Source organism: Ramlibacter pallidus (assembly GCF_015070875.1).
Classification (GTDB): domain Bacteria; phylum Pseudomonadota; class Gammaproteobacteria; order Burkholderiales; family Burkholderiaceae_C; genus Ramlibacter; species Ramlibacter pallidus.
Genome location: NZ_JADDIV010000002.1, coordinates 278,801 through 295,232 on the forward strand (window position 1 = coordinate 278,801; position 16,432 = coordinate 295,232).

Here is a 16,432-nt window from a genome sequence, read left to right on the forward strand (position 1 = left end):
GGCCCAAGAACTCATTGGTGCCGCGGCCGCGATCGCCCTAGTCTCCGGTTCCCAAGCACGACCGGAGGCCGCATAGCGATGACCGACCGCAAACCCCTGCGCTCGGCCCAGTGGTTCGGGACAGCCGACAAGAACGGCTTCATGTACCGCAGCTGGATGAAGAACCAGGGCATCCCGGACCACGAGTTCCAGGGCAAGCCCATCATCGGGATCTGCAACACGTGGTCCGAGCTGACCCCGTGCAATGCCCACTTCCGCAAGATCGCGGAACACGTCAAGCGCGGCGTGCTGGAGGCCGGCGGCTTCCCGGTGGAGTTCCCCGTCTTCTCCAACGGCGAATCGAACCTGCGGCCGACCGCGATGCTCACGCGCAACCTCGCCTCCATGGACGTCGAGGAGGCGATCCGCGGCAACCCGATCGACGCCGTGGTGCTGCTGGCCGGCTGCGACAAGACCACCCCGGCGCTGATGATGGGCGCGGCCAGCTGCGACCTGCCCGCCATCGTCGTCAGCGGCGGGCCGATGCTCAATGGCAAGCTGCAAGGACGCAACATCGGCTCCGGTACGGCCGTGTGGCAGCTGCACGAATCGCTCAAGGCCGGTGAGATCGACCTGCACCAGTTCCTGGCCGCCGAATCGGGCATGTCGCGCTCGGCCGGCACCTGCAACACCATGGGCACGGCCTCCACGATGGCGTGCATGGCCGAAGCGCTGGGTGCCGCCCTGCCGCACAACGCCGCCATCCCCGCCGTGGACGCGCGCCGCTACGTGCTGGCGCACATGTCCGGCATCCGCATCGTGCAGATGGTGCAGGAAGACCTGCGCCTGTCGCGCATCCTCACGCGCGCCGCCTTCGAGAACGCGATCCGCGCCAATGCCGCCATCGGCGGCTCGACCAACGCGGTGATCCACCTCAAGGCGATCGCCGGCCGCATGGGCGTGCCGCTGGAGCTGGAGGACTGGACGCGCATCGGGCGCGGCGTGCCGACGCTGGTGGACCTGATGCCTTCGGGCCGCTTCCTGATGGAGGAGTTCTATTACGCCGGCGGGTTGCCGGCCGTGCTGCGCCGCCTGGGCGAGAACGGCCTGCTGCCGCATCCCGATGCGCTCACCGTCAACGGCCGCAGCCTGTGGGACAACGTGCGCGAGGCCCCCAACTACGACGAGGAGGTGATCCGCCCGCTGGCCAAGCCCCTCATCGCCGACGGCGGCATCCGCGTGCTGCGCGGCAACCTGGCGCCGCGCGGCGCGGTGCTCAAGCCCTCGGCCGCCTCGCCCCACCTGCTCAAGCACCGCGGCCGGGCGGTGGTGTTCGAGGACTTCGACGACTACAAGGCACGCATCGCCGACGAGTCGCTCGAAGTCGACGAAGGCTCGATCCTCGTGCTGAAGAACTGCGGCCCGCGCGGCTATCCCGGCATGGCCGAGGTCGGCAACATGGGCCTGCCGCCCAAGCTGCTGCGCAAGGGTGTGAAGGACATGGTGCGCATCAGCGACGCCCGCATGAGCGGCACCGCCTACGGCACCGTCGTGCTGCACGTCGCGCCGGAGGCCGCCGCCGGCGGGCCGCTCGCGGCCGTGCGCAACGGCGACTGGATCGCGCTCGACTGCGACGCCGGCAGCCTGCAGCTGGAGATTTCCGAGGCCGAGCTGGCGGACCGGCTGGCCGTCCCGGCGCCGTCCTCCGCCCCCAAGGGCGGCGGCTACGCCCGCCTCTACGTCGACCACGTGCTGCAGGCCGACGAAGGCTGCGACTTCGACTTCCTCGTCGGTTGCCGCGGCGCCGAGGTTCCCCGCCACTCGCACTGAGTGCATCATCCCGCCTGTCGCATCGCACGGAGCCTGCCATGTCCTTTTCCGCCCTCTACCCCAGCCTGCGCGACCGCGTCGTCCTCGTCACCGGCGGCGCCACCGGCATCGGCGCCTGCCTGGTCGAGAACTTCGCCGCGCAGGGCGCGCGCGTGGGCTTCATCGACATCGACGTGAACGCCGGGCTGGCGCTGGCCGAGCGCCTGGCCGGCAGCGCGCACGCGCCGCTGTTCCTCGAAACCGATCTCACCGACATCGCGGCGCTGGACCGCGCCGTCGCGCAGGTGCGCGAACGCTTCGGCCCGATCCGCGTGCTCCTGAACAACGCCGCCAACGACCGCCGCCACACGATCCAAGAAACGACGTCGGACGCATGGGACGCCAGCGTCGCCGTCAACCTGAAGCACCAGTTCTTCGCCGCCCGCGCGGTGTGCGAAGGCATGCGCGAGGCCGGCGGCGGCTCGATCGTGAACTTCGGCTCCATGAGCTGGATGGCCAAGCAGGCCGGCCTGCCCGTCTATGAGACCTGCAAGGCCGCGGTGCAGGGCCTCACGCGCAGCCTGGCGCGCGAGCTCGGGCCGGCCAACATCCGCGTCAACACGCTGGTGCCGGGCTGGGTGATGACGGACAAGCAGCTGCGCCTGTGGGTCGACGACGCCGGGCGTGCCGAGATCGCGCGCAACCAGTGCATCAACCAGCCCCTGCAGCCGGAACACATCGCGGCGATGGCCCTGTTCCTCGCCGCCGACGACAGCGCCATGTGCACGGCGCAGGACTTCATCGTCGACGGGGGCTGGGTTTGAACGCAGCGCTGCGGGTCGACGCCCGCGCCACCCTCGGCGAATGCCCGCTGTGGTGCGAGCGCAGCGCCAGCCTCTGGTGGACCGACATCCAGAGCTGCACGCTCAGCCGCTGGCGGCCGGCCGACGGCAGCCTGCGGCACTGGACGCTGCCGGACCGCGTGGGCAGCTTCGCGTTCTGTGCGGGCGATGACCGCCTGCTGCTGGGCCTGGCCACCGGCATCGCCCTCTTCCATCCCGAGACCCAAGCGCTCTCGCCGATCGTGCCGCTGGACGCACCGCCGGCGGAAGGCCTGCGCATCAACGACGGCCGCTGCGACCGCGAGGGCCGGTTCGTCTTCGGGATGTTCAACACGGCCGAAGCGCCGGTCGGGCATTTCTACCGCGTGCACGGCGACCTGCGCATCGAACGCCTGCCGCTTCCGCCCGCCGGCGTGGCCAACAGCATCGCCTTCAGCCCCGACGGCCGGACGATGTACTACGCGGATTCGCCGACCCGCACGATCTTCCGTGCCGACTACGCCGCCGACGGCCGCGTGGGCGCGCCACGCGTGTTCGTGACGCTTGCGGCCAGCGAAGGCTACCCCGACGGGTCGACCGTGGACGCGAACGGCGGCCTCTGGAACGCGCAGTGGGAGGGCGGGTGCGTCGTGCGCTACGACAGCGAAGGCCGCGAGACCGCCCGCATCGCCCTGCCCGCCACGCGGCCGACCTGTCCCGCCTTCGGCGGCACCACCCTCGACACGCTCTACGTCACTTCGGCGCGCATCGGGCTGCGGCCCGAGGCCCTCGCGCAGCAACCCGCCGCCGGCGGGGTGCTCGAGATGCAGCCCGGCTGGCACGGGCTGCCCGAATCGCGCTTCGTCCTTGCAGGAACCCGACCATGACCCGCCCCACGCCCCGCTACCAAGGCGTCTTTCCCGTCGTGCCGACCACCTTCGGCGCCGACGGCGCGCTGGACCTCGAAAGCCAGAAGCGCTGCCTCGACTTCATGATCGAGGCCGGCGCCGATGGCCTGTGCATCCTGGCGAACTTCTCCGAGCAGTTCAGCCTCTCCGATGAGGAAAGGCGCGTGCTCACCGACACCATGCTGCAGCACGTGGCCGGCCGCGTGCCCGTGATCGTGACCACCACGCACTTCGGCACGCGGGTGTGCGTGGAACGCTGCCGCCATGCGGAGCAGGCCGGCGCGGCGATGGTGATGGTGATGCCGCCGTACCACGGCGCCACGTTGCGCGTGACGGAGCCGCAGATCCATGCGTTCTTCGCCGCGCTCTCCGATGCCCTCACGATCCCGATCATGATCCAGGACGCGCCCATCAGCGGCACGCCGCTGTCCGCCGCCTTCCTCGCGCGCATGGCGCAGGAGCTGCCGCGGGTGCGCTACTTCAAGATCGAGACAGCCGGCGCGGCCGGCAAGCTGCGCCAGCTGATCGAGCTGGGCGGCGACGCGATCGAAGGTCCGTGGGACGGCGAGGAAGGCATCACGCTGCTGCCGGACCTGGAGGCCGGCGCCACCGGCGCGATGACCGGCGGCGGCTTTCCCGACGGCATCCGCCAGATCATGGACCCGTGGCGCGCGGGCCGGCACGAGGAGGCTGCCCTGGCGTACCAGCGCTGGCTGCCCCTCATCAACTACGAGAACCGGCAGTGCGGCATCCTCACGGCCAAGGCGCTGATGAAGGAAGGCGGCGTCATCGCCTGCGAGGACCCGCGCCATCCCTTCCCGTCGCTGCACCCGGCGGCACGCGAGGGCCTGATCCGGACCGCGCGCCGGCTGGACCCGCTCGTGCTGCGCTGGGCGAAGTAGCTTCACCTGGCTGCGTTCAAGGCGGTCGCAAGAAGCCTCGTCACCGGCGGGACGACTCCCTCGCCGCCGGCTGGCAGATCAGCGGCTGGATCCTGCGGAACGCGCGCGGCGCGGCTTTCTCCCACGGCCACGCGCCGGCCGTGCTGGGGATCACCACCTGCACCACCGGGTAGCCGAAGTCGCCGTACAGCCGGTTGCAGGCGAACATGAAGTTCGCGGCCTTGCGCGGCGAAGCAGGCTCGACGTAGACCGGGAAGCCCTCGAGGAATCCGCGGTACGCCACGCCCGGGCGGAACTTCTTGCCCGCGCGCACCTGCCGGTTGTACTCGTTGACCACCCAAGCGCCCAGCTTCGGCGAGAGCCCGAACACGATCACTTCCGGATGCCCGCTGTCCATGGCGATGCCGACGGAATAGCTGAAGGGCGCCTCGTCGCCGTCCGGATCGAACACCGAGAGGACGAAGCAGCCGTACTCCGCGATGCTGCTGCCGATGTGGTTTTCGTGCGCCGCGCGTTGGGCTCGGGTGAATCGCTGGGTCATCGATGCGATGTTGTCTCCGTGGGGGAGGGTCGAGCATAACGAAGAGAAAGGTCACCGCTGTCCAGCTCCCGGCCGTTCACGACCTAGCGGGTCATAGACCTGGTGGTTAAGCTTGGACGCTGGCGCGCAGTCGGCCGAGTCCGACTGCAGCGGTGGATGCCGGCGGACAGCCCCGCCCCCACGGCTGACCTCAAAGTGCAAGGCCATGCCTAGACCGCGAAGAGGAAACGCCGTGCACGCCATCTTCCGCCTGCCGCTGCTGTCCGCCGCCGCCCTGCTGTTCGCCGAACCGCTGTTCGCCATCGCGGAGTCGCCGATGCCCGACCCGATCGCGCCCGCCGTGATCGGCCGGCCGCTCGACCAGCTCGGTGCGCTGAAGAACGTGCGCCCGAAAGCCATCCCGTCGAAGCCGGCGCCCGCCAAGCGGGTGGCGGCGAAGCCCGCCGCGGCCAAGCCCCTCGCGGTGGCGCCGCAGCACGCGGCCGTGACCACGGCCACCCTGGGCGCGGCGGCCGCGGTGGCCGCACCGGCGCCGGCATCCACCGCGCCGCGCGAGGCCAAGCAGGCCGTGGACGACCGCGCCGATCCCAACACGCGCCTGAGCGAAGTGGGCGAGGGCAAGCGCCTGGCGCGCAAGCCGCTCGGCGAAGGCGCCTACATCGCCGCGCGGCACCGCAACGCCGTGCACAAGTACTACGAGCAGCACCCGGTGATGCGGCCGGCCGTGAAGTGGAAGATCGGCGAGCCGGTGCCGCGCGACGCGGTGGCGGCGCTGGTCCCGCGCGGCGTGCTGGCCGTCCTGCCGCCGGCGCCCCCGGGGCACACCTACGTCGAGCTGGGCGGCGAGGTGGTGCTGGTGGCCACCGGGTCCCGCATGGTGGTGGACGGCGTCAGCCGCACCCGCACGGAGACGGCGCAACTCACGCGCTAGCCTCCTTCGCATTCCCGCGCGGCATGGCGCACGGCGCCAAACGTCATGCCGCACGCCGCATGGCACGGTCACCATGGACCCTGCCATGCAAGACGCCCTGCCCCCGACCCTTCACGCGCTCACCGGCCCCCATCTCGCCGACGGCTGCCTGCGCTGTGGCGTGCCGGTCCGCGTCGCTCCTTCCGCGCTGCAGCCCCTCGTGCCCGGCATGGCATGCCGCGGCCGTGCGCGGCCCGTACGCCACGTCGGCAGCATCGACGTCTTCCTCGAAGCGCTCGACCACGTCTCGCCCGGCGACGTGATGGTCATCGACAACGGCGGCCGCCTGGACGAAGCGTGCATCGGCGACATCGTGCTGCTGGAGGCGCGGGCCGCGGGGGTGGCCGGCATGGTCATCTGGGGGCTGCACCGCGACGGCGCGGAGCTGCGCGAGATCGGCTTTCCCGTCTTCAGCCTCGGCGCCCTGCCGACCGGTCCGCAACGCCTGCACGCCAGGCCGCCGGACCTGTTCACCCGCGCCATGGTGGGGACGCATGCGATCACGGCCGACGACGTCGTGGTGGCCGACGCGAACGGCGTGCTGTTCCTCCCGCGCGACGGGCTGGAGGAGATCGTCGAGGCCGCGCAGGCGTACCGCGACACCGAGGCCCGGCAGCTGCGCGCCATGCGCGAAGGCCGCGGCTATCGCGAGCAGGTGCGCTTCGCGGAGTACCTGCGAAGGCGCCAGCGCGACCCGGGCTACGGGTTCCGCCAGCACCTCAAGGACATCGCCGCCGCCGGGGAAGTCTGATACTGCCTTCCCCCTACTGCCTGGAGAACCCCCATGGTGACCTGCCACCTGCGCTACGTGATCGACCCCTTCAAGCTCGCCGAGTTCGAGCGCTATGCCCGCATGTGGCTGCCGCTGGTCGCCCGGTTCGGCGGCACGCACCACGGCTACTTCCTGCCGCACGAAAGCGCGAACGACATCGCGGTCGCGCTGTTCTCCTTTCCATCCCTGGCCGCCTACGAGGAGTACCGCGCCCGCGCAGCGGACGACCCGGACTGCCAGGCCGCGATGCGCTACCACGCCGAAACGCGCTGCATCCTCAGCTTCGAGCGGACGTTCCTGCGGCCGGTGCTGGCCTGAGGGAGGACGGCCCATGGAACGAGGCGTCCGGCTGCACACCAGCGCACACGTCGTGCTCGAACTCGGGCGCGGCAAGGTGCTGTGGGTGTGCGACGGCGACGGCGCGCAGGTGACGTGCCATGCGGGCGCACTGTGGGTCACGGGCGGCGACGCGCGCGACGTCGTGCTGCGCTCGGGCGAGAGCCTCACCGTGCAACGCGCGCGCCGCGCGCTCGTGCACGCCATGCACGATTCGCGCCTGTCCGTGCGGCCGGGCACCTGACCACGCACCACGGAGCGCTGCCATGATCGTCACCCTGACCTCTTTCGCCCTGCCGGCACCCATCACGCGCGAACAGGCGCGCGACATCTTCCTCGCCACGGCACCGACCTACCGGGGCGTGCCGGGGCTGCTGCGCAAGCACTACCTGCTGTCCGAGGACGGCCGCACCGCCGGCGGCGTCTACTTCTGGACGTCGCGCGCGGCCGCGGAAGCGCTGTACACGGACGCCTGGCGCGCCTTCGTGCGGGGCAAGTACGGCACGCCGCCTTCGGTGACCTACTTCGACAGCCCCGTCGTGGTCGACAACGTGGCGCAGGAAACGCTGGCCGGCGGCTAGGGCGCCGCCGCGGTTGCAAGCCACGCGCGCGGCGACAGCCCCGTGCGCGCGGCAAAGGCGCGCGAAAGCGCGGAAGGGTTGGCGTAGCCCAGCTCCTCGGACAGCGCCTTGATGGAGCGGCCCTCGCGCAGCCGCTCCTGCGCCAGCGCGATGCGCCAGCCGGCCAGGTAGTCCGCGGGCGTCTGCCCGACCACGTCACGGAAGGTGCTGGCGAACACCGTGCGCGACATGCCCGCGCATTCCGCCATGCGCTCCAGCGTCCACGGCTCACCCGGCGCTTCGTGCAGCGCGGTGAAAGTGCGTGCCAGCCGCGGATGCGACAGGCCGGTGATGAGACCGGGCGGGATGCGCGCCTCTTCGGGGTGGTCCAGCAACCAGCGGAGCAACTGCAGCACCAGCACCTCGAAGAGCCGATCGGCCAGCAGGCGCTGCCCGCATTGCACGCGGTCGGTCTCGGCGAACAGCAGGTCCAGCGTGGCCTGCAGCCCCGGCACGCGCGCCAGCGGCAGCGCCACCAGCGCGGGCAATGCGCGCGCCAGCGGATTGCCCGCGCCGCCCGCGAAGCTCACCCGCGCGCAGGTGAAGTCGGGGCCGTCCGCCGGCGGGTTGTGGAAGCGGTGCGTGAACGGCAGCGGGTAGAACAGCAGCGTCGGCACCTCGAAGTGCATCGCGCGGGGCACCCCGCGCGCACCGGGGTGCCGCACCTCCAACCGCCCGCGGCGCAGCACGTGCAGGTAGCCGTGCCCCTCGCAAGCGTCGAAGTGATTCAGGCCGCACAGCGCGCCGGCGTGGTGCAGCTGCGCCTGGATGCGCATGCGTTCAAGGAGACCGGACAGGCGATCGATGGATTCGGGCGGTGGCATGCGGGACGAATGGATATGTCTTCCGCATGGAATGTATCAATGAATGCGGACCGGCGCAGGACACTGCCCTTTCACCAACCACCCCGAAGACTGCGCCATGCCACGGACCCCGCTCCTTGCCCTCTGCTTCGCCCTCTCCGCCTCGTTCGCCGGACACGCCCTCGCGCACGGCACCGGCCACCACGGCGGCATCGCCTCCGACGCCGCCAAGGCGGTGCAGGCGCCCTTCGACATCGTGCACACGAAGATCCGCACCGAAGGCAACACCGCCGTCTTCCACATGGCCGTTTCGGGCCGCGCCGGTGCCACGCGGCCGGCGCGCTCCGGCAAGCTCGCGGGCAGCGCGGTGTTCTCCTATGTCTGGCCGACCAGCCTCGACCCCGCCACGGTGGGCTTCGAGCCGAAGGCCGGCATCCTGGCCTTCGCCGTCACCTCGCATCCCGACTTCGACGACACGCCGCTGTTCGACGAGAACGGCGACGGCGACCCGGCCAACGACGGCAACGTCTGGCACTCGCACTGGGTCGTGCTGCAGCCCGACGCCGCCTGCGGCAAGGACGCACTCAAGGTCGTCGACATCCCCGCGGGCAGCAAGCCGCGCCTGCCGAAGACGTGGCCCGGCCTGCCGATCCTGATCGACAGCCCCGGCTGGGCCCCGACCTTCCGGCACGGCACCCTCGAAGTGCGCGTGCCGTTCGACGAGATCGGCGCCGTGGAGTCCGCCGCCTTCGACGGCGTCACCGCGGCGCTGCGCGTGAATGCCAGCGTGCACGCGCCGCTGCTTTGCGTGAGCAACGTGTTCAAGGTCGCTTCGCGCGACCTGTCGCTGCCTGGCAAGGTCAACCGCTGACGCTCCATCGACACGCGAGTCGCGTGTCCGAAAGCGGCCGGTGGCCGCCGGCCGGGGAATGCATGATCCGCTCCATGACGGACAAGTTTCCCCGGTCGTTCCGGAACCTCGCGGCCGCCAACCTGGGCGCGCAATCCGCCGAGCAACTGAGCCTGGCCGCCGTGCCCCTGGCGGCGGTGCTCGCGCTCGGCGCCGGCCCGGGCGAGATCGGCCTGCTGGCGGCCGTCCAGACCCTGCCCTTCCTGCTGCTGTCCATCCCGATGGGCCTACTGGCGGACCGCCTGCCGCGCCGCCGGGTGATGCTGGCCTCCGAGGTGCTGCGCACCGTCTCGCTGTTGCTGCTGCTCCTGATGGTGGCCACCGGCCACATCAGCATCGCCGGCATGGCCGTCCTCGGCTTCATCGGCGCCCTCGGCACGGTGGGCTTCACCGTGGCGGCACCGGCGCTGGTGCCGGCGATCGTGCCGCGCGAACTGCACGCGCGCGCCAACGGGCGGCTGGAGCTGGCCCGCAGTGCGGCTTATGCCGGCGGCCCCGCGCTCGCGGGCGCGCTCGTGGCGTGGGCCGGCGCCAGTTCGGCCTTCGTCATCGCATCGCTGCTGTCCGCCGCGGCGGTGGCCTTGCTGTGGCGGCTGCAGGAACCCTCGCGCACGCCGGCACCGCCGCGGCATGCGCTGCTGGAGATCCGCGATGGCCTGCGTTTCGTCTGGCACGACGCGCTGCTGCGTCCCATCCTGCTGACCGGCGTGGCCTGGAACATCTCCTGGTTCGTGCTGCAAGCGGCGTACGTGCCTTATGCCTTGCGCGCCCTGGGCCTGACGGCGCAGGCCGTCGGCGTCACCCTCGGCTGCTACGGCGCCGGCATGGTGGTGGGCGCGCTGTTTGCGCCCCGCGTGGTCGGCACGATGCGCTTCGGCCGCGCCGTGCAGCTCGGGCCGGTTGTGTCGGTGCTGGCCGCGACGGCCATGGTGCTCACCCTCTTCGTGCCGACCGGCGTGCTGGCGGGTGTCTCGTTCTTCCTGTTCGGTGCCGGCCCCATCATCTGGACGATGACCACGACGACCTTGCGGCAGGGCATCACGCCGGGCACGCTGCTGGGCCGCGTCGGGTCCGTCTTCCTCACCGTGAACGCCGGCGCGCGGCCGGTGGGCGCCGGCATCGGCGCGGCGGTGGGCAGCCTGTGGGGCGAGGCGGCCTGCCTGTGGCTGGCGCTGGCGGGCTTCACGCTGCAGGCGCTGGTGATCCTGGCGTCGAGCATGAACGGGCTGCAGCGCGTGCCGGAGCTGCGCACGCCGTAGCCAGGCATTCCCGCCGCGCATGGCTGGCGGCACGAAGCGTCGCACCAAGCCGCGCGGCTGCCGTCTCCAATGGGCACTCCAGCAAGGAGATCCCCATGGCCGTCGCCGTTGCCGCGCAACGTTCCACCTTCGCCGATCCGAACCGGCCGCCGGTGCACGCCGCGCTGTCGTACGTGGTGCGCAGTGCTTCCGTGCCGCGCAGCTACACGTATCCGCCGCCAGCGGGCGAGCCGTGGGAGAGCGCGGACTTCGACCGCCGCACCGTGCGCATCGCCGATGGCCGGCGGCATCCCGGCGCGACGTCCGTCCACCGCGAAGGCTTCGAGCTGTGGGATGCGCCGTCGGCCGTCTCCGACTTCCTCGACCACGATGCGGTGACGGGCACCTACTACGCCGAATGCGCCGAGCTGGCGCTGGCGGCGACCGGTGCCGCGCGAGCGTACGTGTTCGACCACCTGCTGCGGCGGCGCGAACCGGACGGCACGCCGCTCACCTTCGGCCGCCCGGACCAGGGCCGCGCCGGCGCCAACGGGCGCATCCACAACGACTACACCGAGGCTTCGGGACGCCGCCGCCTGGGCCTCGTCGTCACCGACCCCGCCGAGCGCGCCGCCGTGCGCCGCTACAGCATCGTGAACATCTGGCGCCCGATCCGCGGCCCGGTGCTGGACGCGCCGCTGGCCGTGTGCGACGCGCGCACCGTGGCGGCCGACGACCTGGTCACGGCCGAAGTCCTCTACCCCCGGCGCACCGGCGAGATCTACTTCGTCGCGCATTCCCCCGGCCACCGCTGGACCTTCTTCTCCGGGATGGACAGGCACGAGGCGCTGGTCTTCAAGCAGTTCGATTCCGCGCAGGACGTCGCCCGCTTCACGCCGCATTCCGCCTTCGACCACCCGCACACGCCGCCCGGCACGCCGCCGCGCGAAAGCATCGAGCTGCGTTGCCTGGTGGTGTATGACTGAAGCAGGCGCGCACCCGGCGCGCCATCGGTGCGCGGTGGAAGCCGCGCTACCTGGAAGGCCGGCGCAAGCCTCGCCCGTCGGCAGTGCGCGTGCCTTCCGTCCTGGACCGCGGCCGGATCAGCATGCGGCGGTCGCAGCACATGCACTGATAGAAGGCCGAGCCCGGAAACAGCCGCATCCACCAGCTTCTGGGCAGGCGGTCATGGCTGACCGTGGGACAGGAACATCGGGTGAAGCTGATCATGCGGTGGCGAAAGGGCGCGTCGTCCGGAAGTCTAGCCAAGCCCGGGCAGGCCACCGCAAGAATGCACAACGGAATCCAACCGGATGTGACCCGCGTCACGCAGTGCATGCGCGGCGGCATCGCCGCCCGGCGGCGGATGTGATGGAATGAAGGCCATGTCCGTCCCGCTCGTGCGCCTGTTCTCGCTGGACCTGCTGAAGGCCTTCGTGGCCGTCGGCCGGCGCATGAGCATCACCCAGGCGGCCGACGACCTGTGCCTCACGCAGTCCGCCGTGAGCCGGCAGATCCACACCTTCGAGGAACAGGTCGGCACCGCGCTCTTCGTGCGCAAGCAGCGCGGCGTGGCCTTCACCGAAGACGGCGAGCGCCTGTTCCACGCGGCCGACCACGCCATCCGGCAGCTGCAGGACATCGCGGCCGAGATCCCCGGCGGCAGCGCGCACGGCGCGGTGACCATCACGTCCAGCATCGGCATCACCGGCCTGTGGCTGCTGCCCCGCCTGTCGCGCCTGCAGGAGCGGCATCCGCGCATCGACGTGCGGCTGGCCGCGAACAACACGGTGAGCGACCTGCGCGGCGAAGGCATCGACCTGGCCGTGCGCTACGCCCGCGAGACGACGGTGCCGCCCAACGCCGTGCGCCTGTTCGACGAGACGCTGGCGCCGGTGGCCCACCCGCGCCTGGCGCAGGCGCTGCGCCGCGGCGAGGCCTGCCCGCTGCTGGAGTACGAGAACACGCGGCCCTGGCTGCAGTGGCGCCGCTGGTTCGACGACGAGCGCTGGCAGAAGGACCGCCGCCAGGTGCTGCACTTCAACCAGTACGACCAGGTGATCCAGGCCGCGATCGCCGCGCAGGGCGTGGCCATCGGCCGCATCGAGCTGCTGCAGTCGCTGATCGACAGCGAGCAGCTCGCCATCGTGGACCTGCCGTGCACGCCGCAGCCCAGCCCCTATGCGGTCTGGCTGCTGGCCGCCGCCGAAGCGCCGCGCGACGAGGTGCTGAAGGTGGCGGAATGGATCCAGCTGGAGGCGGCGCAGGTGCGGCAGTGGCGGCGGCCCGAAGCCGGGAGGCAAGCGGCTTGACGGCGTAACCCGGTCGGCTGCCGGGTGGCGTGAAGATCACTCGTCCCGCTGCCGAGCCCAGGCGCTGCTCCACACCAGCAGGCCGTACAGCAGCATGCCGACCCCGATCGCCGGCAGCTGGTAGAGCACGCCCTCCCGGCGGCGCATGTAGCGCGCGAACTCCAGGAACTCCGCCAGGGTGACGCCGAGCCCGTGCGCGAGCCACAGGGAAGCGCCGATGAGGACGAGCCCCACGCCCGCGAGCTTGAGGCCATAGCGGCCGTCCAGCACGCGCCACTCGCCCCACAGGTAGTCCCACGCGAACATGGCGCCGCCCGCCAGCATGGAGGTGGCCCACCACGCGGGCTTGCCGATCCAGGCGATCGCGCCGACGAGGGCCAGGGGGACCAGGTAGCTCTGCACGCCCGCAGTCTATCGGCCCAGACGCCGCCGTGGCGCCTAGGCGGAACTGCTCTTCGCGACGGTCGCCGCAGCCACCGACGTACGAGACCCGGCCAGCGCCGCCAGTGCGATGCCGCAGGCCACCAGCGCCGACGCGATCCAAGTAGAAAGGTCGGCCTGCTCGCCCAGCAGCAGGCTCGCGCCCAGGGCCGTCATCGGCGGCACCAGCGCGGACGACAGCGCCGCGCGCGAACTGCCAAGCTGCGACACGGCCGCCATGTAGACCACCTGCCCGAGCAGGCCGGCCAGCACGCCCTGGCCCAGGGCCTGCAGCACCACGTCGCTCCATGGTGCGGTGAGCAGGCGCGGCGCGCCCGTCCAGGGAAGCAGCGCCAGCAGGCCGATCGAGGACCATGCATTGACGACGGCGGCGCCTTCCCACGCGGTGAGGCCACTGCCGCGGAAGGCCACCGTGTAGCCGGCCCACGCCACGGCCGCGAGCAGGAACAGGAGGTCGCCGCGCCACGCGCCGGGGAGCAGCGTCGCCCCCGACAGGCCCAGCCACGCCACGCCGGCCAGGATGAACATGAAGCCGATGCAGCGGATAACCGGGATCGCCTCCCCCAGCAACAGCAGGCAGGCGAGCGCGGTGAACACCGGCATGGTGCCCGCCATGAAGACGCCGATGTGCGCCGCGGGCGCGAGCTGGGCGCCGGCCAGCACCAGCAACCCGAACGGCAAGCCGCCACCGGCCACCAGGGCCAGCAGCCGCCACCGCGAAAGACCCGCCGGGCGCAGCCCCACGCGACGCAGCACCGGCAACAGCACGAGCGCGGGGATGCCGTACCGCAGCAGCGCGATCTCGATCGGGCCGAGGGTGGTGGTGACGCCATGGCGCGTGAGCAACTGCCAGGCGGAGCCGAGCAACGCCGCCGCCAGCGCCGCCGCCACGCCTGTCCACATGACTTGCTGCATGCCGCCAGTGTCCGGCGTAACGGTCGCGGCGGTCTATCGAAATCCTGCTATCGCAGCGCGGTGCGCGCCTGGCGCGGCGTGCAGCCCACCGCCTGCCGGAAGGCCTGGCCGAAGTGGCTCTGGCTGCTGAACCCGAGATCGAAGGCCAGGTCCGCGAGCCGCGTGCCCCCGTCTTCCAGCCGCTGCAATGCATCGGCGATGCGCAGGTGCAGCCGGTACTGGTGCGGGCTGGTGCCGAGGTGCCGGCGGAAGAGATGCGCCAGGTGGAAAGGCGAGCAACGCGCCTCCTCCGCCAAAGCCTGCACGTCCAGGTGCCGAGCGCCGGCCGACGCGACGGATTGCCTGGCCCGAAGGACGGGCAGCGAAGGCTCGGCGACCTGCAGAGAGGCGGCGCGCTCCACCGCCGACCGGGCCGCAGCGCCGGCGCTCGCTACATCGATCTCGCCGCGCCGCAACTGCGCGAGGGCGCGTTTCACTTCGAACAACTCACGCGGACGCAGCAGCCACGCCCGGCCGGTGGAGGCAACGACCTGACGGGTGCCGCTGTAGAGGACGTGGTGGTCGCGTGTGCCGCGGTGCTGCAGTTGGTAGGTGTCGCCCGGCGACAGGCGGAAGGCGGTGAGGGCATCGACGTACACGAACTCGCGTGCATTGCGCCAATACACGTGCCCGTGGCCGGGAAGGACGCATCGCCATTGCGTCGCTTCGTGCAATGGTCCCCAATCCGCGCCGTGAGGAGCGGCTCTGATCCGCTCGACGTGCGTACTGCCGTCTGAAGCACAGAGCTGGCGGGTGATGAGCATAGTGGATCGTAGCGCGACCCCGCAAAAAAAGGCCGCAATGCGCGGTTTCGTGATAATCATGTCCTCCGCTTCCGGATGGTCGCCGTGTTCCCGATCCCGCTCTGGTCGAACCTTCCGCTGAAATTGCCGCGTAGTCGATTAATCCGCCTAATGTGTGCGATGCCAGTATCCCGTCCTAATCGTCTTGCCTGCGAGATTCTTGAACTGGACGGACTCACCTTCGGGTGAGGCAAGAAGTAGCTCTCAACGCGCGCATTTACTTGAAGTTGTCGGCTCGCCACAGAAGCCAAGAGGTACGGGCAGACGTTCACATCTCTAGAGCTTTAACGTATCGTTGTCGTTGTCGTGTACATGCCAACATCTGCCGCTCCATCGGCAGTGAGTGCACGCTCAACGCCAACGGACGTGGGTCTATTTGCTCTCGGGCAAACGACGCCAACCCAGCAGCGTCTCGCAATTGGTCAGAGTGAATGCCATTCACGCCACGGCTTGATCGCTAGACATGGATTTCGCGCAGCGGCTCTGGCGGTCTTCGCATGAGCGCGGCCTCACCCATCAAGCCCTGGCTGGCCTGGTGCAAGTGCAACTGACGCAGATCAACCGCGTGCAGGCCGCGCGCTCCAAACGCAGCAGCAAGGCCCTCGAGCGCCTTGCTGCGCGGGCGCGAACTCGCCGCCAATCGGAGCTCACGGCTGGATGCGCTGAAGGACCGAGGATCTCGCCATGCAGCCAATCGCATGGTAAGGCCAGGGGCCGGGTTTAGATGACTGAGAGACGCTGCAGATCGAACATGTCGATCCGCGACTCCTCGAGCTTCTTTTCCAACTCGGCAGGCCCATACTTACGGGCAAACTCAGTTTCAGCTTTCGATATGGGTACGGCCAGCAGCCAAGCCGTTTTTATGCCCTCGATCAACTCACTGTCGAAAGACCCATTCCAAAGGAATGGCGGAACGAAATAAAGATCGCTCAATGTCGACGACAGTCGATGCATCTCAAGAATATCCGGGAAGATCATTCCTGGCGCGCAGAACCACTTAGAGTTGATCACACAGAAAGCCGCAGTCGAAAGCGCATTGGCAAAGTCCGGATAGTCGGCGCCGCAAGCCCCCAGAAATTCAAACCGCAGTGGAAACGGCTTACCATCCTTCACCACCGCGTGATCTGACAGACCAATTGTTGAGTAGGAGGTAATTCCTGCAGCTGGCTTGCCTCTGACCGATAGGATGTCAATAGCACCCACGCGCTGATCGTCCCAATATCTCACGACCACAGGATCGCCGGCAAAGCCAAAGCCGTTGACAGCCTTTCTCGCCAGAGCAAGATGCCTCGTCGAAGGAGCGTCACTCATAG

At 70.3% G+C, this 16,432-nt stretch carries 20 protein-coding genes; 14 read left to right on the plus strand and 6 right to left on the minus strand.

The annotated features are described in order from the left end of the window. Positions 1–78 precede the first annotated feature (78 nt). The 4 genes from IM787_RS06260 to IM787_RS06275 are packed head-to-tail and all read left to right on the plus strand — an operon-like array spanning position 79 to position 4,419. Entirely contained in the window at positions 79–1,809 is a 1,731-nt protein-coding gene (locus IM787_RS06260) for an IlvD/Edd family dehydratase (protein WP_193675784.1), read from the plus strand. 38 nt (positions 1,810–1,847) lie between these two features. Next, positions 1,848–2,612 carry an SDR family NAD(P)-dependent oxidoreductase gene (locus tag IM787_RS06265; RefSeq protein WP_193675785.1) on the plus strand — a complete coding sequence of 255 codons (765 nt, stop codon included), beginning with the start codon at positions 1,848–1,850 and terminating at the stop codon, positions 2,610–2,612. Continuing rightward, positions 2,609–3,496 (plus strand): SMP-30/gluconolactonase/LRE family protein, encoded by an 888-nt coding sequence (locus IM787_RS06270; protein ID WP_227494145.1) that lies wholly within the window; start codon positions 2,609–2,611, stop codon positions 3,494–3,496. Before IM787_RS06265 ends, IM787_RS06270 begins: the two co-directional genes overlap by 4 nt. Beyond that, positions 3,493–4,419 carry a dihydrodipicolinate synthase family protein gene (locus tag IM787_RS06275; RefSeq protein WP_193675787.1) on the plus strand — a complete coding sequence of 309 codons (927 nt, stop codon included), beginning with the start codon at positions 3,493–3,495 and terminating at the stop codon, positions 4,417–4,419. The genes IM787_RS06270 and IM787_RS06275 overlap by 4 nt, the downstream gene beginning before the upstream one ends. A gap of 40 nt (positions 4,420–4,459) precedes the next feature. Here IM787_RS06275 and IM787_RS06280 read toward each other — a convergent pair whose 3' ends face one another. Next, a complete protein-coding gene (locus IM787_RS06280; RefSeq protein ID WP_193675788.1) occupies positions 4,460–4,960 on the minus strand; it encodes a DUF4262 domain-containing protein in 501 nt (166 codons plus the stop codon). A 232-nt stretch (positions 4,961–5,192) separates the two neighbouring features. On the opposite strand from IM787_RS06280, the gene IM787_RS06285 reads away from it, so the two are divergent. From IM787_RS06285 to IM787_RS06305, 5 genes are all read left to right on the plus strand, one after another. Further along, the gene (locus tag IM787_RS06285) at positions 5,193–5,891 is read left to right on the plus strand and encodes a hypothetical protein (protein ID WP_193675789.1); all 699 of its coding nucleotides are present in this window, start codon (positions 5,193–5,195) and stop codon (positions 5,889–5,891) included. Positions 5,892–5,976: 85 nt separating this feature from the next. Continuing rightward, the gene (locus IM787_RS06290; RefSeq protein ID WP_227494146.1) at positions 5,977–6,681 is read left to right on the plus strand and encodes an RraA family protein; all 705 of its coding nucleotides are present in this window, start codon (positions 5,977–5,979) and stop codon (positions 6,679–6,681) included. A gap of 33 nt (positions 6,682–6,714) precedes the next feature. Further along, positions 6,715–7,020 (plus strand): NIPSNAP family protein, encoded by a 306-nt coding sequence (locus IM787_RS06295; protein WP_193675791.1) that lies wholly within the window; start codon positions 6,715–6,717, stop codon positions 7,018–7,020. Between the two features lie 13 nt (positions 7,021–7,033). After that, positions 7,034–7,282, plus strand: a complete 249-nt coding sequence (locus IM787_RS06300; protein WP_193675792.1) for a DUF2917 domain-containing protein — start codon at positions 7,034–7,036, stop codon at positions 7,280–7,282. Between the two features lie 22 nt (positions 7,283–7,304). Further along, positions 7,305–7,619: a monooxygenase gene (locus tag IM787_RS06305; RefSeq protein ID WP_193675793.1), complete on the plus strand. Its 315-nt coding sequence runs from the start codon at positions 7,305–7,307 to the stop codon at positions 7,617–7,619. On the opposite strand, the gene IM787_RS06310 is transcribed toward IM787_RS06305, so the two are convergent. Then, positions 7,616–8,482, minus strand: coding sequence for an AraC family transcriptional regulator (locus IM787_RS06310; RefSeq protein ID WP_193675794.1), 867 nt, complete (start codon positions 8,480–8,482; stop codon positions 7,616–7,618). The two genes, IM787_RS06305 and IM787_RS06310, sit on opposite strands and share 4 nt — an antisense overlap. A gap of 97 nt (positions 8,483–8,579) precedes the next feature. Between IM787_RS06310 and IM787_RS06315 the strand changes: the two genes are divergently transcribed. From IM787_RS06315 to IM787_RS06335, 5 genes are all read left to right on the plus strand, one after another. Beyond that, a complete protein-coding gene (locus IM787_RS06315) occupies positions 8,580–9,332 on the plus strand; it encodes a hypothetical protein (RefSeq protein ID WP_193675795.1) in 753 nt (250 codons plus the stop codon). Between the two features lie 74 nt (positions 9,333–9,406). Continuing rightward, complete coding sequence (locus IM787_RS06320) at positions 9,407–10,630, plus strand: MFS transporter (RefSeq protein ID WP_193675796.1); 1,224 nt, start codon at positions 9,407–9,409, stop codon at positions 10,628–10,630. A 95-nt stretch (positions 10,631–10,725) separates the two neighbouring features. Continuing rightward, the gene (locus IM787_RS06325; protein WP_193675797.1) at positions 10,726–11,595 is read left to right on the plus strand and encodes a CmcJ/NvfI family oxidoreductase; all 870 of its coding nucleotides are present in this window, start codon (positions 10,726–10,728) and stop codon (positions 11,593–11,595) included. A gap of 230 nt (positions 11,596–11,825) precedes the next feature. Next, on the plus strand, positions 11,826–11,981 hold the full coding sequence (locus tag IM787_RS06330; RefSeq protein WP_193675798.1) for a hypothetical protein: 156 nt from the start codon (positions 11,826–11,828) through the stop codon (positions 11,979–11,981). A gap of 13 nt (positions 11,982–11,994) precedes the next feature. Beyond that, positions 11,995–12,921 carry a LysR substrate-binding domain-containing protein gene (locus tag IM787_RS06335; protein WP_193675799.1) on the plus strand — a complete coding sequence of 309 codons (927 nt, stop codon included), beginning with the start codon at positions 11,995–11,997 and terminating at the stop codon, positions 12,919–12,921. Positions 12,922–12,957: 36 nt separating this feature from the next. Here the strand turns inward: IM787_RS06335 and IM787_RS06340 are convergent, their stop codons facing one another. From IM787_RS06340 to IM787_RS06355, 4 genes are all read right to left on the minus strand, one after another. After that, positions 12,958–13,323 (minus strand): hypothetical protein, encoded by a 366-nt coding sequence (locus IM787_RS06340; protein ID WP_193675800.1) that lies wholly within the window; start codon positions 13,321–13,323, stop codon positions 12,958–12,960. 36 nt (positions 13,324–13,359) lie between these two features. Further along, the gene (locus IM787_RS06345; protein ID WP_193675801.1) at positions 13,360–14,277 is read right to left on the minus strand and encodes a DMT family transporter; all 918 of its coding nucleotides are present in this window, start codon (positions 14,275–14,277) and stop codon (positions 13,360–13,362) included. Positions 14,278–14,324: 47 nt separating this feature from the next. Further along, a complete protein-coding gene (locus IM787_RS06350; RefSeq protein WP_193675802.1) occupies positions 14,325–15,080 on the minus strand; it encodes a helix-turn-helix transcriptional regulator in 756 nt (251 codons plus the stop codon). Between the two features lie 759 nt (positions 15,081–15,839). Beyond that, positions 15,840–16,430: a suppressor of fused domain protein gene (locus tag IM787_RS06355; RefSeq protein WP_193675803.1), complete on the minus strand. Its 591-nt coding sequence runs from the start codon at positions 16,428–16,430 to the stop codon at positions 15,840–15,842. Positions 16,431–16,432: the final 2 nt, after the last annotated feature.

Bases quoted from the DNA above. Each gene is read 5' to 3' on its own strand.
- IM787_RS06265 (WP_193675785.1), top strand. From the start codon at position 1,848: ATGTCCTTTTCCGCCCTCTACCCCAGCCTGCGCGACCGCGTCGTCCTC.
- IM787_RS06345 (WP_193675801.1), bottom strand. From the start codon at position 14,277: ATGCAGCAAGTCATGTGGACAGGCGTGGCGGCGGCGCTGGCGGCGGCG.
- IM787_RS06325 (WP_193675797.1), top strand. From the start codon at position 10,726: ATGGCCGTCGCCGTTGCCGCGCAACGTTCCACCTTCGCCGATCCGAAC.
- IM787_RS06320 (WP_193675796.1), top strand. From the start codon at position 9,407: ATGACGGACAAGTTTCCCCGGTCGTTCCGGAACCTCGCGGCCGCCAAC.
- IM787_RS06310 (WP_193675794.1), bottom strand. From the start codon at position 8,482: ATGCCACCGCCCGAATCCATCGATCGCCTGTCCGGTCTCCTTGAACGC.
- IM787_RS06315 (WP_193675795.1), top strand. From the start codon at position 8,580: ATGCCACGGACCCCGCTCCTTGCCCTCTGCTTCGCCCTCTCCGCCTCG.
- IM787_RS06305 (WP_193675793.1), top strand. From the start codon at position 7,305: ATGATCGTCACCCTGACCTCTTTCGCCCTGCCGGCACCCATCACGCGC.
- IM787_RS06300 (WP_193675792.1), top strand. From the start codon at position 7,034: ATGGAACGAGGCGTCCGGCTGCACACCAGCGCACACGTCGTGCTCGAA.
- IM787_RS06280 (WP_193675788.1), bottom strand. From the start codon at position 4,960: ATGACCCAGCGATTCACCCGAGCCCAACGCGCGGCGCACGAAAACCAC.
- IM787_RS06260 (WP_193675784.1), top strand. From the start codon at position 79: ATGACCGACCGCAAACCCCTGCGCTCGGCCCAGTGGTTCGGGACAGCC.
- IM787_RS06350 (WP_193675802.1), bottom strand. From the start codon at position 15,080: ATGCTCATCACCCGCCAGCTCTGTGCTTCAGACGGCAGTACGCACGTC.
- IM787_RS06275 (WP_193675787.1), top strand. From the start codon at position 3,493: ATGACCCGCCCCACGCCCCGCTACCAAGGCGTCTTTCCCGTCGTGCCG.
- IM787_RS06355 (WP_193675803.1), bottom strand. From the start codon at position 16,430: ATGAGTGACGCTCCTTCGACGAGGCATCTTGCTCTGGCGAGAAAGGCT.
- IM787_RS06290 (WP_227494146.1), top strand. From the start codon at position 5,977: ATGCAAGACGCCCTGCCCCCGACCCTTCACGCGCTCACCGGCCCCCAT.
- IM787_RS06335 (WP_193675799.1), top strand. From the start codon at position 11,995: ATGTCCGTCCCGCTCGTGCGCCTGTTCTCGCTGGACCTGCTGAAGGCC.
- IM787_RS06295 (WP_193675791.1), top strand. From the start codon at position 6,715: ATGGTGACCTGCCACCTGCGCTACGTGATCGACCCCTTCAAGCTCGCC.